Annotated in this window: 10 protein-coding genes and 1 rRNA gene; 5 read left to right on the top strand and 6 right to left on the bottom strand. The window is 71.7% G+C overall.

The annotated features are described in order from the left end of the window. Nucleotides 1-6: 6 nt before the first annotated feature. From ACFYXS_RS03840 to mtnA, 5 genes are all read right to left on the bottom strand, one after another. Nucleotides 7-1,833, bottom strand: a complete 1,827-nt coding sequence (locus ACFYXS_RS03840; protein ID WP_389243424.1) for an LpqB family beta-propeller domain-containing protein — start codon at nt 1,831-1,833, stop codon at nt 7-9. Next, entirely contained in the window at nt 1,833-3,830 is a 1,998-nt protein-coding gene (gene mtrB / locus ACFYXS_RS03845; protein WP_389243426.1) for an MtrAB system histidine kinase MtrB, read from the bottom strand. The genes ACFYXS_RS03840 and mtrB overlap by 1 nt, the downstream gene beginning before the upstream one ends. 1 nt (nt 3,831) lies before the next feature. Next, a complete protein-coding gene (gene mtrA / locus ACFYXS_RS03850) occupies nt 3,832-4,521 on the bottom strand; it encodes a two-component system response regulator MtrA (protein WP_078620260.1) in 690 nt (229 codons plus the stop codon). A 239-nt stretch (nt 4,522-4,760) separates the two neighbouring features. Further along, a complete protein-coding gene (locus tag ACFYXS_RS03855) occupies nt 4,761-5,525 on the bottom strand; it encodes an SDR family NAD(P)-dependent oxidoreductase (RefSeq protein ID WP_389243429.1) in 765 nt (254 codons plus the stop codon). A gap of 236 nt (nt 5,526-5,761) precedes the next feature. Continuing rightward, nucleotides 5,762-6,898 carry an S-methyl-5-thioribose-1-phosphate isomerase gene (gene mtnA / locus ACFYXS_RS03860; protein ID WP_389243431.1) on the bottom strand — a complete coding sequence of 379 codons (1,137 nt, stop codon included), beginning with the start codon at nt 6,896-6,898 and terminating at the stop codon, nt 5,762-5,764. A gap of 143 nt (nt 6,899-7,041) precedes the next feature. Between mtnA and ACFYXS_RS03865 the strand changes: the two genes are divergently transcribed. Genes ACFYXS_RS03865 through ACFYXS_RS03885 form a run of 5 tightly spaced genes read left to right on the top strand, consistent with a single transcriptional unit; the run spans nt 7,042 to nt 12,457 of the window. Beyond that, complete coding sequence (locus ACFYXS_RS03865; protein WP_389243433.1) at nt 7,042-8,286, top strand: glycerophosphoryl diester phosphodiesterase membrane domain-containing protein; 1,245 nt, start codon at nt 7,042-7,044, stop codon at nt 8,284-8,286. 5 nt (nt 8,287-8,291) lie between these two features. Next, the gene (locus tag ACFYXS_RS03870) at nt 8,292-8,948 is read left to right on the top strand and encodes a DUF4129 domain-containing protein (RefSeq protein ID WP_389243435.1); all 657 of its coding nucleotides are present in this window, start codon (nt 8,292-8,294) and stop codon (nt 8,946-8,948) included. Continuing rightward, nucleotides 8,945-10,165 (top strand): DUF4350 domain-containing protein, encoded by a 1,221-nt coding sequence (locus ACFYXS_RS03875; protein ID WP_389243437.1) that lies wholly within the window; start codon nt 8,945-8,947, stop codon nt 10,163-10,165. The genes ACFYXS_RS03870 and ACFYXS_RS03875 overlap by 4 nt, the downstream gene beginning before the upstream one ends. Then, nucleotides 10,162-11,130, top strand: coding sequence for an AAA family ATPase (locus ACFYXS_RS03880; protein ID WP_389243439.1), 969 nt, complete (start codon nt 10,162-10,164; stop codon nt 11,128-11,130). Before ACFYXS_RS03875 ends, ACFYXS_RS03880 begins: the two co-directional genes overlap by 4 nt. A 16-nt stretch (nt 11,131-11,146) precedes the next feature. Continuing rightward, the gene (locus ACFYXS_RS03885) at nt 11,147-12,457 is read left to right on the top strand and encodes a DUF58 domain-containing protein (RefSeq protein WP_389243441.1); all 1,311 of its coding nucleotides are present in this window, start codon (nt 11,147-11,149) and stop codon (nt 12,455-12,457) included. A gap of 71 nt (nt 12,458-12,528) precedes the next feature. Here ACFYXS_RS03885 and rrf read toward each other — a convergent pair. After that, nucleotides 12,529-12,645 (bottom strand): 5S ribosomal RNA (gene rrf, locus ACFYXS_RS03890). Nucleotides 12,646-12,774: the final 129 nt, after the last annotated feature.

A 12,774-nucleotide genomic window follows, 5' to 3' on the forward strand; every position in this document is an offset into this window, starting at 1 on the left:
GCCGGCTCAGCCCGGATAGACCGGCGCGGTGCCCTTGGGGGTGACTTCCTTCCAGTTCGCGTCCGGGGGCAGCCGGAAGATGCCGCCGTCCAGTTCCGCGAGCAGCGGCTTGTCCTGGTTCTCGGACGCGGCCACCGACTTCACGCCGCTGATGCCCGGCAGGCTCGGGGTGAAGGAGGCCGAGCCGTCCGCGTCGACGTACTGGATCTGCGGCACGCCCCCGGTCTCCCGGCCCACGACCACGAGGCGGCTCACCCCGGCCCAGGAGGCCGCTATGACGTCCTCCAGCTGCGGGGTCACCCGGCGCAGGTCGGCGACGGCGATCTGCGGGTCGTCGGACGGCCCGGTGCGTTCGATGCGGCCGAGCCGCAGCGTGGTGTGCTTGTCCTCGCTCACCAGCAGAGCGATGCGGACGCCGTCGGCGGCGACGCGCAGCGACTCGATGCGCCCGTTGCCGAGCTCCGGCACCGTGACGTCGACCGGCGTGCCGGCGCCGTCGCGGAACATGAGCAGCCGGGGCCGGTTCGGGTCCCGGTCGGCGACCCACAGGCCGCCGTAGCCGTCCCAGCTGGGGGCGCTGAGCCGGTTCTTCTTGTCGACGGCCTGGCTGCGGGCCACGACCGGCCCGAGTTCGCCGCCGGCGTCCAGCGGGGCCACGTAGAGGCTGGCGCCGTCCTCGGTGACCGCGGCCGCGGACTGCTCGTCGCGGCGCACCGCGACGGTGCCCAGCTTGAGCGGCCCCGACCCGAAGGGGCCGGGCACGGTCATGGGCTGGGTGCCGTCGCCGCTGAGGCTGACGAGGTGGTGGTCGGCGTCGACGAAGTACTGCTCGTTGCCCTGCCCGGCCAGCCCCTCCGGTGCGTAGTCGCGGGCGGCCTGCTCGCGCTGCAGGGAGCAGGCGGTGCGGTTGCCCGGGCTCTGCACGTCCACGGACGGCAGCGGGCTGGAGGACATGCCCTGCACGGTCTGGATGAGCTGGGCGGCCATCCGCCGGCAGCGGAGGCTGTCGCCGGGCGCGCGGTTGAGCCGGACGGTGAGGCGCTGGGTGTCGTCCAGGGTGACCTTGGTGGCGCGGATGCCGCTGGCGAAGGCCGATTCGACGACGGGTTCGAGCCATTCGGTCGGCCCGGCCAGCAGCGCGTCGACGGTGGCGCCCAGCGGGTTGATGCGCTTGCGCAGGTACAGCGGGTCGGCGACCAGCGCCTCGCGGCGCTTGCCCTCGGCGAGGGCGTCGGGTCCCAGGGAGGCGAAGTAGTAGGTGTCCACCGAGCGGTAGAAGCGGGTGAAGTCGGCTTCACTCAGTACGAGCCCGTCGGCCACGCCGGCGATGCGCCATTCGCCGTTCTCCTTGGTCAGCCGTATGCCGGTGCTGAAGGTGCCCTCGTCCGCGCGGTACGCGTGCCGGGCGTCGACGGCGGCGACCTTCTCACCGGTGAGGCTGATCTGGGTACCGTCGTCGCCCTTGCCGTCGCCCGTGGATCCCGGCTCCTGCACCTGGGTGGGGCCGTCGCCGAGGATGGTGATGCCGGAGTCCGGCTTCCACCGCTGGGCCTGCTCCTTGGTCATGTAGAGCTTGGCGGTGTCGTACTTCGCCTCGTCGCTGGTGGTCGCCTCCAGGAATCCGCTGACGATCTCCCGGGGCGTCTCGCCCTTCTGCGGTTTCACCCCGTAGACGCGCACCTGGGGGTCGCTGTCGGCGTGCTGTTCGCCGCCGACCCGGTGCACCTCGCCGCTGCTGGGCATCGAGGCACAGCCCGTGAGCAGGACGAGGAGGCAGCACAGGAGCATGCCCGCCTTGACCGGCCGCGGTCGGCCGCCCCCCTTCGCGCGCATCAGCTCTCGTCCTCCCGCGCCTGGTCCGTGGTGGTGTGGGTGGCCGTACCGCTGCCGGCGCGGTGGCCGACGACGCGGGCGCCGTTGCCGGGCAGCGCGGCGGGGTCGGCGGCGGGTGGCCGGGGAGGACTCAGCGGCATGTTGGGGATGGCGGGCGCGGCGAACCGCGACACCGGCACGCCGTGCAGGGCCGGGGTGTGCGGCTGGACCGCGGCGCCTTCGAGGGCCGCGCCGAGCGCGGTGGCCCCGGCGGGCATCGAGCGGTGGGCCGCGCCGGCGTTCAGCTCGCGGTTGCGGCGGGAGTCCTCGGGTTCCAGGGCGATCGGGGAACCGCGCAGGCTGTCGGCGCCGGTACGGGGCAGGGTCAGCCGGAACTGCGAGCCGCCGCCCGGTTCTCCCCAGGCCTGCAGCCAGCCGCCGTGCAGCCGGGCGTCCTCGAGCGCGATGGACAGGCCGAGGCCGGTGCCGCCGGTGGTGCGGGCGCGCGCGGGGTCGGCGCGCCAGAAGCGGTTGAAGACGCGGGTGGCCTCGCCGGGCTTGAGGCCGACGCCGTAGTCGCGGACGGCCACGGCGACGGCGCCGCCGGCGGACGCCATGCGGACGTGGACGTCGCGGCCCTCACCGTGCTCGACGGCGTTGACGACGAGGTTGCGCAGGACGCGCTCGACGCGCCGGGCGTCGGCCTCGACGGTCACGGGCTGCTCGTCGCCGTGGACGACGATGCGGCTGCCCTTGCGCTCCGCGAGCGGCTCCGCGCCGTCGACGACCCGGCGCACGACGTCGCGCAGGTCTATCGGCTCGGCCTCCAGGGCCGCGGCACCGGCGTCGAAACGGCTGATCTCCAGCAGGTCGGAGAGCATCGACTCGAACCGGTCCAGCTGGTTCTGCAGCAGTTCGGCGGAGCGGGACGTCGCCGGGTCGAAGTCCTCGCGGGCCTCGTGGATGACGTCGGCGGCCATGCGGACCGTGGTCAGCGGGGTGCGCAGTTCGTGGGAGACGTCCGAGACGAAGCGGCGCTGCATCCGCGACAGGTCCTCCAGCTGCTGGATCTTGACCTGGAGGGTCTGGGCCATCTTGTTGAACGACTCGCCGAGGCGGGCGATGTCGTCCTCGCCGGTGACCTTCATGCGTTCCTGCAGGTGGCCTGCGGCCAGCCGTTCGGAGATCTGGGCGGCCATGCGCACGGGGGTGACGACCTGGCGGACGACGAGCCAGGCGATGGCGCCGAGCAGCACGACGACGAAGATGCCGGCGGTGGCGAGGGTGCCCTTGACCAGGCCGAGGGTCTTCTCCTCCTGGTCGAAGGGGAAGAGGTAGTACAGCTGGTAGGGCTTGCCGTTGGGGTCGTTGAGGCGCTGTCCGACGATGAGGGCGGGCTCCCCCCGGGGGACGCTGTCGCTCTTCATCGAGGTGTAGCGCTCGTAGACCTCCAGCGTGCGGTCGAGGGACTGCCGCAGATCGGCGGGCACGCTCTCCTCGGGCCACACCCCGCCGGAGCCGCGGGGACCGTGGGTGCCGGGGCTGTCGGCCTGGGCGCTGTAGGTCTGCTGCTCGGCGTTGGAGCTGAGGGCGACGACGGAGTAGACGCCCTGGCCGCCGCTGGCGAGCTGCTCGACGAGGTTGTTGAGCCACGTCGCGGTGTCGGTCTGACTGCGCCCGTCGGAGCCGGTGTCACCGCTGTCGGTGACGTTGCGGGCCTTCTCCTTGGCCACGGCGAAGCCGCCGACGGCCTGGCTCTGCGCGGTCTGCCGCTTGGCGTCGAGCAGCCCGTTCTTGACCTGGCCGATCACGACCACGCCGAGGAGCAGCACGACGCCCAGCGACATCAGGAGGGTGGTGGCGACGACGCGCAGCTGGATGTTGCGCCGCCACAGCCGGGTGGCGGGCTGGAGCGGCCGCCGGGCCCAGCGCACGCACGAGCGGAGCACCGGCAGCAGGCCCGTGAGCGGGTCCGCGTGCCGGCTCTCCTGCCGCTCACGCTCGTACGAGGTCGCCATGTCAGCCCGGTCCGGCCTTGTAGCCGACGCCGCGGACGGTCACCACGATCTCGGGGCGCTCGGGGTCGCGTTCGACCTTGGAGCGCAGCCGCTGGACGTGGACGTTGACCAGGCGGGTGTCGGCCGCGTGCCGGTAGCCCCAGACCTGCTCGAGGAGCACCTCGCGGGTGAAGACCTGCCACGGCTTGCGGGCGAGCGCGACCAGCAGGTCGAACTCGAGGGGGGTCAGCGCGATCGGCTGCCCGTCCCGCTTGACCGAGTGCCCGGCGACATCGATGACGAGGTCACCGATGGTGAGCTGCTCGGGCGTCGGCTCCTCCGCCCTGCGCAGCCGGGCGCGCACGCGGGCGACGAGCTCCTTGGGCTTGAACGGCTTGATCACGTAGTCGTCGGCGCCGGACTCCAGTCCCACCACCACGTCGACGGTGTCGCTCTTCGCGGTGAGCATCACGATGGGCACCCCGGACTCGGCCCGGATCTGACGGCATACGTCGATGCCGTCGCGGCCGGGGAGCATGAGGTCAAGGAGAACCAGATCCGGCTTGGTCTCACGGAAAGCGGCGAGGGCCTTGTCACCGTCGGCCACGAACGACGGCTCAAAACCTTCGCCGCGCAGCACGATGCCAAGCATCTCTGCCAGTGCGGTGTCGTCGTCGACGACCAGGACGCGTCCCTTCATAGCGACCATCATCCCATTTTCGCATCGATAGCTTTGACCATGGTGTTTGTCGTCACTCCGCCGTGATCTCCGTCCACTGACATCTGCCGTTGACCTGCGGTGTCGGGAGCCGTCGAGGTCATTCCCGCGTACCGGCTCCGGACACCAGGTTCCGGACAGTGAACACCCTGCCAGGTTCATGGCGAGCTGCGCGACGGGTCGTATGACCTTGTTCTCTGACGAAGGTCACTTCGGGGCGGTTCGTACCGGGGTCACAGGCTCTGGCCTCCGGAGATCTCGATGCGCTGTGCCGTGACCCACCGGTTCGCGTCGGAGAGCAGCGCGGCGAGTGCCGCGCCGATGTCGTCGGGCTCGCCCATGCGGCCGAGGGCGACCTGTGAGCTGACGCGGGCCCGCACCTGCTCGTCGTGCTTCATGCCACCGCCGCCGAAGTCGGTGGCGGTGGCTCCGGGGGCGACGGTGTTGACGCGGATACCGCGTCCGCCGAGCTCCTTGGCCAGGTAGCGGGTGAGGACCTCGACCGCGCCCTTGATCGCGCCGTAGGCGGCGTGGCCGGGGGCGATGATGCGGGTCAGTCCGCTGGAGACGTTCACGACGGCGCCGCCGTCCGCGAGCTGCGGCAGCAGGGTCTGGGTGAGGAAGAAGGCGCCCTTGAGATGGACGTCGACCAGGGCGTCGAAGTCCTTCTCGGTGGTCTCCGCGAAGGCTGCCCTCAGGTCGTGGCCGGCGTTGTTGACGAGATAGTCGAAGGTCGTCCGGTCCCAGCGGGACGCGAGTTCGCCGGCCAGCTGCCCGGCGAAGTCCGGGAAAGAACTCACGTCGCTGGTGTCCAGACGCAGGGCGGCGGCGGACCGGCCCAGACCCTCGACGGCCGCCACGACGTCCTCCGCCTCGGTCCGGTTGTTCCGGTACGTGATCACGACGTCGACGCCGCTCGCGGCCAAGTGCAGCGCACTGGCGCGTCCCAGGCCGCGATTGGCCCCGGTGATGAGGGCGATCTTCTGGTCGGTGCTCATGGTGGCTCCTTCACGGGTGCTCGACGGTGGGGATCGAGCCGGTGGCCGGCGACCTCACCCCTGACCAGTGGACGGGCCGGTGGCCGAGGCAGCCAGTGCCTTCGTGTTCCACGGACCGCCAGTACCAGCCTGCACGGGGAGGGCCGGTCCACGGACGCGGTGGCGGGTCGATGCGACGGCCCCCTGACCCGTGCGTCCACGCGGGTCAGGGGGCCGTCTCCTGCGTCAGCCCGGGATCATCCCCAGGCTGGGTCGTGACCGGGGGCACGAGGCGAGCACAGCGCCGCCAGGGCATCCGCGGTGACCGGCGAGATCACACCGTTCTCCGTGACGATCGCCGTGATCAGGCCCGGTGGCGTGATGTCGAACGCCGGGTTGTACGCCTGGGTGCCCAGCGGAGCCATGGCGATCCCCGCCGCGTCGGTGACCTCGTGGCCGGGACGCTGCTCGATCTCGACGGACGCCCCGTCCGGGGTGTCCAGGTCGACCGTGGTGGTGGGGGCCACGACGACGAAGGGCACGTTGTGGTAGCGGGCCAGGACGGCGAGCGGATAGCTGCCGACCTTGTTGGCGACGGAGCCGTCGGCGGCGATGCGGTCCGCGCCGACGAGGACGGCGTGGACCTCCCCGGCGGCGAAGAGGGAACCCGCGGCGTTGTCGGTGAGCAGTGTGTACGCCATGCCGGTGCGGGCGGCCTCGTAGGCGGTGAGCCGGGCGCCCTGGAGCAGGGGACGGGTCTCGTCGACCCACAGCCGGCGCAGCTGGCCGCGGCGGTGGGCGGCGAGGGCTACGGCGAAGGCGGTCCCCTCGCCGCCGGAGACGAGTGCTCCGCTGTTGCAGTGCGTGAGGATCTGGAAACCGCCGCCGGGCAGGAGCTCGGAGAGCAGTTGCAGGCCGTTGCGGCCCATGGCGGTGCTGGCCTCGGCGTCCTCGGCGTGCAGACGGCGGGCTTCGGCGAGGGCGGCGGCCGCGGCACGGTCCGGATCACCGTGGGCCTCGCCGGTGAGGCCGGCGCGGTAGGCGGCCACGGCGCGCTTGACGCCGTAGCCCAGGTTGACGGCGGTGGGGCGGGCGTGCGCGAGCGTTTCGGCGGCGTCGTCGACGTCGTATCCGCGTACGGCGGCGAGCGCCACACCGTAGGCGCCCGCTATGCCGAGCAGCGGCGCCCCGCGCACGGCGAGGCCGCGGATCGCCTCGACGAGTGCGGGCACATCGGTGCAGACCAGTTCCACTTCCTCCGCCGGGAGGCGTGTCTGGTCGAGCAGGACGAGGACGGGCCCTTCCGGCGGCTCCTCCCAGCGCAGCGCCGGGAGCGGTTCGTCGGGGTTCCCCTTGGTTTCGTTGGCCAGAGATACCACGTACTGATCACCCATCTGCCCAGTCTGCCGTGAACGGCAGCACGTTTTGAACGGTTGCGGTGCACCGCATCCGCGGGTACAAGGCCACTTACCCCATGGCACGATTGCCACCGTCCCGGCGTTGAACGATCGGGTAGCGCAGTAACGAAGGAGCGATGATGAACGACTCTCCGGGCTGGGCCTCGCCCGGATCCTCCCCCTCCGACGAGCCGGGCCACCCCAACGGCCCCGACACGCCGCAGGATTCTGCGCCCCCGAACTGGACCCAGCAGCAGCCTCCGGCCGGCCAGTGGCAGGCCACCGGAAGCGGAGGATGGGGCAGCCCGCCCCCGCCCCCCACCTGGGGCGGCACCGCACAGCCCGGCTGGAAGCCGCCCCAGTGGGGGCTTCCGCCCTCCCCCAAGCCCGGCGTCATCCCGCTGCGGCCGCTGGGCGTGGGCGAGATCCTGGACGGGGCGGTCTCCACCATGCGCGCGCACTGGCGGACGGTGCTCGGCATCGCCCTGGTCGTCTCCCTGGTCACCCAGGGCGCCTCGGTGCTCCTGCAGGGTCTGGCTCTCAGCGACAACAGCAACATCAACGCCTTGGAGAACAACCCCGAGCCCAGCCTCAACGATGTCGCGGACGCCGTCGGCGGCAGCCTCGCGGGCGCCGGGCTCACCATGATCATCACGCTGCTCGGCGTGGTGATCGCCACCGCGATGCTCACCATGGTGATCAGCCGGGCCGTGCTGGGCCGCCAGGTCACCACAGGAGAGGCCTGGTCCGACGCCCGGCCCCAGTTGGGCCGGCTGCTCGGACTGACCCTCCTGATCGCCCTCATAGCGGTGGGCATCCTGGCCGTCGGCATCGGCCCCGGGGTGGCAGTGGCCGTCGGCGGCTCCGTCGGAGCCGGACTCAGCCTCAGCCTGATCGGCGGTGTGGCGGCGCTCGTCGTCGTCGTGTGGCTGATGATCCGTTTCAGCCTGGCCTCTCCCGCGCTGATGCTGGAGAAGCAGGGCGTGGTCAGGTCGATGGCGCGCTCCGCCAAGCTGGTGCGCGGCTCATGGTGGCGCGTCCTGGGTATCCAGTTGCTCTCCTCGCTGCTCGTCTACCTCATCACGTCGATCATCCAGATCCCCTTCCTGATCGTGGGCCTGGCCGTCAATGGCGACGGTCTGTCCGCCTTCACGTCGGGCAACTCCGGCGGTCTCGGCTGGTCCTACCTGATCGTCGTCGGCATCGGCGCCGTCATCGGATCCACCATCACCTTCCCGATCAGCGCGGGCGTGACCGCCCTGCTCTACATGGACCAGCGCATCCGCCGCGAGGCCCTGGACATCGACCTGGCCCGCGCCGCCGGCGTCACCGGATACGGGGAGCCGACGGGAACGCCCGGCGCGAGTCCGGCCACCGGGGCCTGACGCCGGTGTCGGGGGACGTACCGGTCACGATCCCGCGGGTTCCGGCTCGTGAGGCGGCCGAGGACGAACTGTCCAAGGCCGTCTACCACCAGAACGACCCCAGCCTCCTCCAGCGCGCCCTGGAATGGCTGTGGCGGAAGTTCGCCGACCTGATGGACAGTGCCTCCGGGGCCGCCCCCGGAGGCACCGTCGGCCTGGTCACGGTGATCGTGCTCGTCATCGTGCTGGTCGTCCTCCTCCGCCTGCGGCTCGGCAAACTGCGCTCCCAGCCCGCCCCGGGCGACGGCCTGTTCGCCGAGGGCCCGCGCACCGCCGCGGAACACCGCGCCGCGGCAGAGGAGCACGCCCGCAACAGCGCCTGGACCGAGGCCGTCCAGGAGCGAATGCGGGCGATCGTGCGCTCCCTGGAGGAACGCGCCGTCATCGACCCACGTCCCGGCCGCACCGCCGACGAGGCCGTGGCCGACGCCGGCCGCCACCTGCCTGCCCATGCCGCAGCGCTCCGCGACGCCGCTCGCACCTTCGACGACGTCACCTACGGCAACCGGCAGGGCAGCCCCGAGACCTACACGGCCCTCCGCGACCTGGACATCGAAGTGGGACGTACCAAGCCCGACTTCGCCGCAACTCCAGCGAGAGCGTCCGGGGGCGCCCGCCCATGACCATCGCCCCGGCCACGACGCCGGCCCCTGCCACGACCTCCGCGTCCCCCACGGCGCGTCAGCTCTGGATCGGCTGGCGCGCCCTACTGGCCGCGGCCCTCGCCCTCGCGCTCTTCGGCGTCCTGTACGCCTTCCTGCAATCCGGCGAGAACCACCAAGCCCTGGACCCCCGTTCTCCCGACCCGGTAGGAAGCCGGGCCCTGGCGCAACTCCTCGACAGCCGCGGCGTGACGACCACGGTCGTCACCACCACCGACGACGCCGCTGCCGCCGTCGGCCCCGACACCACTCTCCTCGTCACCGTTCCTGACCTGCTGACAACGCGTCAACTGAGTCACCTGCACCGGGCCATGACGCAGTCCGGCGGTGGCCGCACCGTCCTGCTCGACCCGAGTGAGCCCTCCGTCGGGGTGCTCGCCCCCGGGGTCCACTACGCGGGCCCCACCGCCGTCCAGACCCGCCGGGCCGGATGCAACCTGCCCGCCGCGGTCCGCGCCGGCGACGCCGATCTCGGCGGGAGCGCCTACACGACCGCTGTCGAAGGAGCCGACCGGTGCTACCGCACCGGCGCCGGCAACCCCACGCTCCTGCGCCTCGCTACGGCGGACGGTGACGTCGTCGTCCTCGGGACCCACACACTCCTGCAGAACGAGAACCTCGACGACCAGGGCAACGCCTCACTCGCCCTGCAGATCCTCGGTCCCCACCCGCAACTCGTCTGGTACCTCCCCTCTCTTGACGACGCCGCCGCGTTCGACGGCGGCCGGCAGAGCTTCCTCGACCTCATCCCCGACGGCTGGAACTGGGCCCTCGTCCAACTCCTCATCGCCGCCGGCCTCGCCGCGCTCTGGCGCGCCCGCCGGCTGGGCCCGATCGTCGCCGAACGCCTCCCCGCGACCGTGAGGGCCGCGGAGGCCACCGAAGGGCGGGCCCGTCTCTACCGCCGCGGCAACGCCCGCGCCCGCGCCGCCGAAGCACTGCGCACCGCGACGCGGGACCGGCTGGCTCCCCTCCTCGGCATCCCCCCGTCCCAGGCCCACGACCCGGGCACCCTCGCCTCCGCGGTCGCCGCACGCCTCGACGATCCCCCGCCGGATCCGCACATCACGCTGCACGGCCCTCCCCCGGCCGACGACGCCGCCTTGCTGCGCCTCGCCGACGACCTCGACGCACTCGAACGCCGCATCCTGCGCAACGAGAGGAAAGCAACCCCGTGAGCGCCGCTCCCACCGCCGACAGCGCCCGCGCCTCCCTGGAGGCACTGCGCACCGAAATCGCCAAGGCCGTCGTCGGCCAGGACCCGGCAGTCACCGGCCTGGTGGTGGCCCTTCTGTGCCGCGGGCACGTACTGCTCGAAGGCGTGCCCGGTGTCGCCAAGACGCTGCTGGTGCGGGCACTGGCCGCGTCGCTGCAGCTGGAGACCAAACGCGTCCAGTTCACCCCCGACCTGATGCCCGGGGACATCACCGGCTCCCTCATCTACGACGCCCGGACCGCCGAGTTCTCCTTCCAAGCCGGCCCCGTCTTCACCAACCTCCTCCTCGCCGACGAGATCAACCGCACGCCCCCCAAGACCCAGGCCTCGCTCCTGGAGGCGATGGAGGAGCGCCAGGTCACGGTCGACGGCATCCCCCGTCCACTCCCGGAACCGTTCCTGGTCGCGGCGACGCAGAACCCGGTCGAGTACGAGGGCACCTATCCGCTTCCGGAAGCCCAGTTGGATCGCTTCCTGCTCAAGCTCGTGCTGCCCCTGCCCTCCCGCGAGACCGAGATCGACGTCCTGACCCGGCACGCCGACGGCTTCAACCCCCGGGACCTGCACTCCGCCGGCATCCGCCCTGTCGCCGGTCCCGCCGACCTCGAGGCCGCCCGCGCCGCGGTCGCCAAGACGTCACTGTCCCCCGACATCACCGCCTACATCGTCGATATCTGTCGCGCCACCCGTGAATCCCCCTCACTCGCTCTCGGTGTCTCCCCCCGCGGGGCCACCGCTCTCCTCGCCACCGCCAGGGCTTGGGCCTGGCTCACCGGTCGCGACTACGTCACACCCGACGACGTGAAGGCCTTGGCCCTGCCCACGCTCCGGCACCGGATCCAACTGCGGCCCGAGGCCGAGATGGAGGGCACGACCCCCGACTCGGTCATCACCTCGGTCCTCGCCCACGTCCCCGTGCCCCGCTGAGACGACGGGCCGACCGATGTCACTGACCGGACGAACCGCCCTCCTCGCCGCGATCGGCGCCCTCGTCGTCGGGGTGCTCCTCCCTGGCTGGAACGGCATCCTGATCGTCGAAGGCGTCCTTCTCCTCGGAATTCTGTGCGACCTCGCCCTCGCCGCGCCAGTACGAAAGCTCCATTTCACCCGAACCGGTGACACATCAGTTCGACTCGGCGAGGTCGCCGAGGTCGCGCTCACCGTGACCAATCCGGGTCGCCGACCTCTTCGTGCCGCCCTGCGTGACGCTTGGCCGCCGAGCAGCTGGCGCCCCGGTACCGAGGTCACGTACTCACGGCACGGACTCACGATCCCCGCCGGCGAGCGTCGCCGCCTCACCACCGTCCTCCAGCCCACCCGCCGCGGCGACCGCCATGCGGAGCGCATCACCGTCCGCTCCTTCGGCCCCCTCGGCCTGGCCGCCCGCCAGGGGTCGCACCACGTGCCCTGGACTGTCCGGGTGCTGCCGCCCTTCCACAGCCGCAAACACCTCCCGTCCCGCCTCGCACGTCTGCGGGAGCTCGACGGCCGCACGTCCGTCCTCATCCGGGGTCAGGGAACCGAGTTCGACTCGCTGCGCGAGTACATCCCCGGCGACGACACCCGATCCATCGACTGGCGGGCCACCGCCCGCCGCTCGACCGTCGCCGTCCGCACCTGGCGACCCGAACGCGACCGGCACATCCTCCTCGTCCTCGACACCGGACGCACCTCCGCGGGCCGCGTGGGCGACGCACCCCGCCTGGACGCCGCAATGGACGCGGCTCTGCTCCTCGCAGTGCTCGCGAGCCGCGCAGGCGACCGCGTGGACCTCCTCGCCTACGACCGCCGTGTACGGGCCTCCGTGCACGGCCGCACGGCCCGCGACATGCTCCCCGCTTTCGTCAACGCCATGGCCCCGCTGGACGCCGAACTCGTCGAGTCCGACGCACGCGGGCTTGTCGCGACCGTCCTCCAACGCGCCTCCCACCGCTCCCTGGTGGTGCTCCTCACCGGCTTGGACGCCGCTCCCATGGAAGAAGGCCTCCTACCGGTCCTCCCGCAGCTCACGCACCGCCACGAGGTCCTCATCGCCTCCGTCGCGGATCCCCGCGTCCAGGACATGGCCGCGGGACGCGGCACCATCGACGCGGTCTACGCGGCCGCCGCCGCCGAACAGGCCCGCGCGGAACGCCGACGCGTCGCCGAGCGCCTCTCCCGACACGGGATCACCGTCGTGGACGCACCGCCGGCCGACATCGCCCCTGCCCTGGCAGACGCCTACCTCGCGCTCAAGGCCGCCGGCCGCCTGTAAAGGCGGTCGCCGGCACAACGCAAAAAAGCCTCAACCCCCGAGCCGGAGCTCGGGGGTTGAGGCCAATAATTGTTCGGCGGCGTCCTACTCTCCCACAGGGTCCCCCCTGCAGTACCATCGGCGCTGAAAGGCTTAGCTTCCGGGTTCGAAATGTAACCGGGCGTTTCCCTAACGCTATGACCACCGAAACACTATGAAACCGTCGAACCGGCACCAGCACACAAGAATGTGCCGGGGTTCGTTGTTTCAGAACTACACAGTGGACGCGAGCAACCTATGGACAAGCCCTCGGCTTATTAGTACCGGTCAGCTCCACC

This window comes from Streptomyces sp. NPDC002574 (assembly GCF_042889545.1).
GTDB lineage: Bacteria > Actinomycetota > Actinomycetes > Streptomycetales > Streptomycetaceae > Actinacidiphila.

Coding starts and splice junctions, on each gene's coding strand:
- ACFYXS_RS03865 (WP_389243433.1), top strand. CDS start 7,042: ATGAACGACTCTCCGGGCTGGGCCTCGCCCGGATCCTCCCCCTCCGAC.
- mtrA (WP_078620260.1), bottom strand. CDS start 4,521: ATGATGGTCGCTATGAAGGGACGCGTCCTGGTCGTCGACGACGACACC.
- mtnA (WP_389243431.1), bottom strand. CDS start 6,898: ATGGGTGATCAGTACGTGGTATCTCTGGCCAACGAAACCAAGGGGAAC.
- ACFYXS_RS03855 (WP_389243429.1), bottom strand. CDS start 5,525: ATGAGCACCGACCAGAAGATCGCCCTCATCACCGGGGCCAATCGCGGC.
- mtrB (WP_389243426.1), bottom strand. CDS start 3,830: ATGGCGACCTCGTACGAGCGTGAGCGGCAGGAGAGCCGGCACGCGGAC.
- ACFYXS_RS03885 (WP_389243441.1), top strand. CDS start 11,147: ATGTCACTGACCGGACGAACCGCCCTCCTCGCCGCGATCGGCGCCCTC.
- ACFYXS_RS03840 (WP_389243424.1), bottom strand. CDS start 1,833: ATGCGCGCGAAGGGGGGCGGCCGACCGCGGCCGGTCAAGGCGGGCATG.
- ACFYXS_RS03875 (WP_389243437.1), top strand. CDS start 8,945: ATGACCATCGCCCCGGCCACGACGCCGGCCCCTGCCACGACCTCCGCG.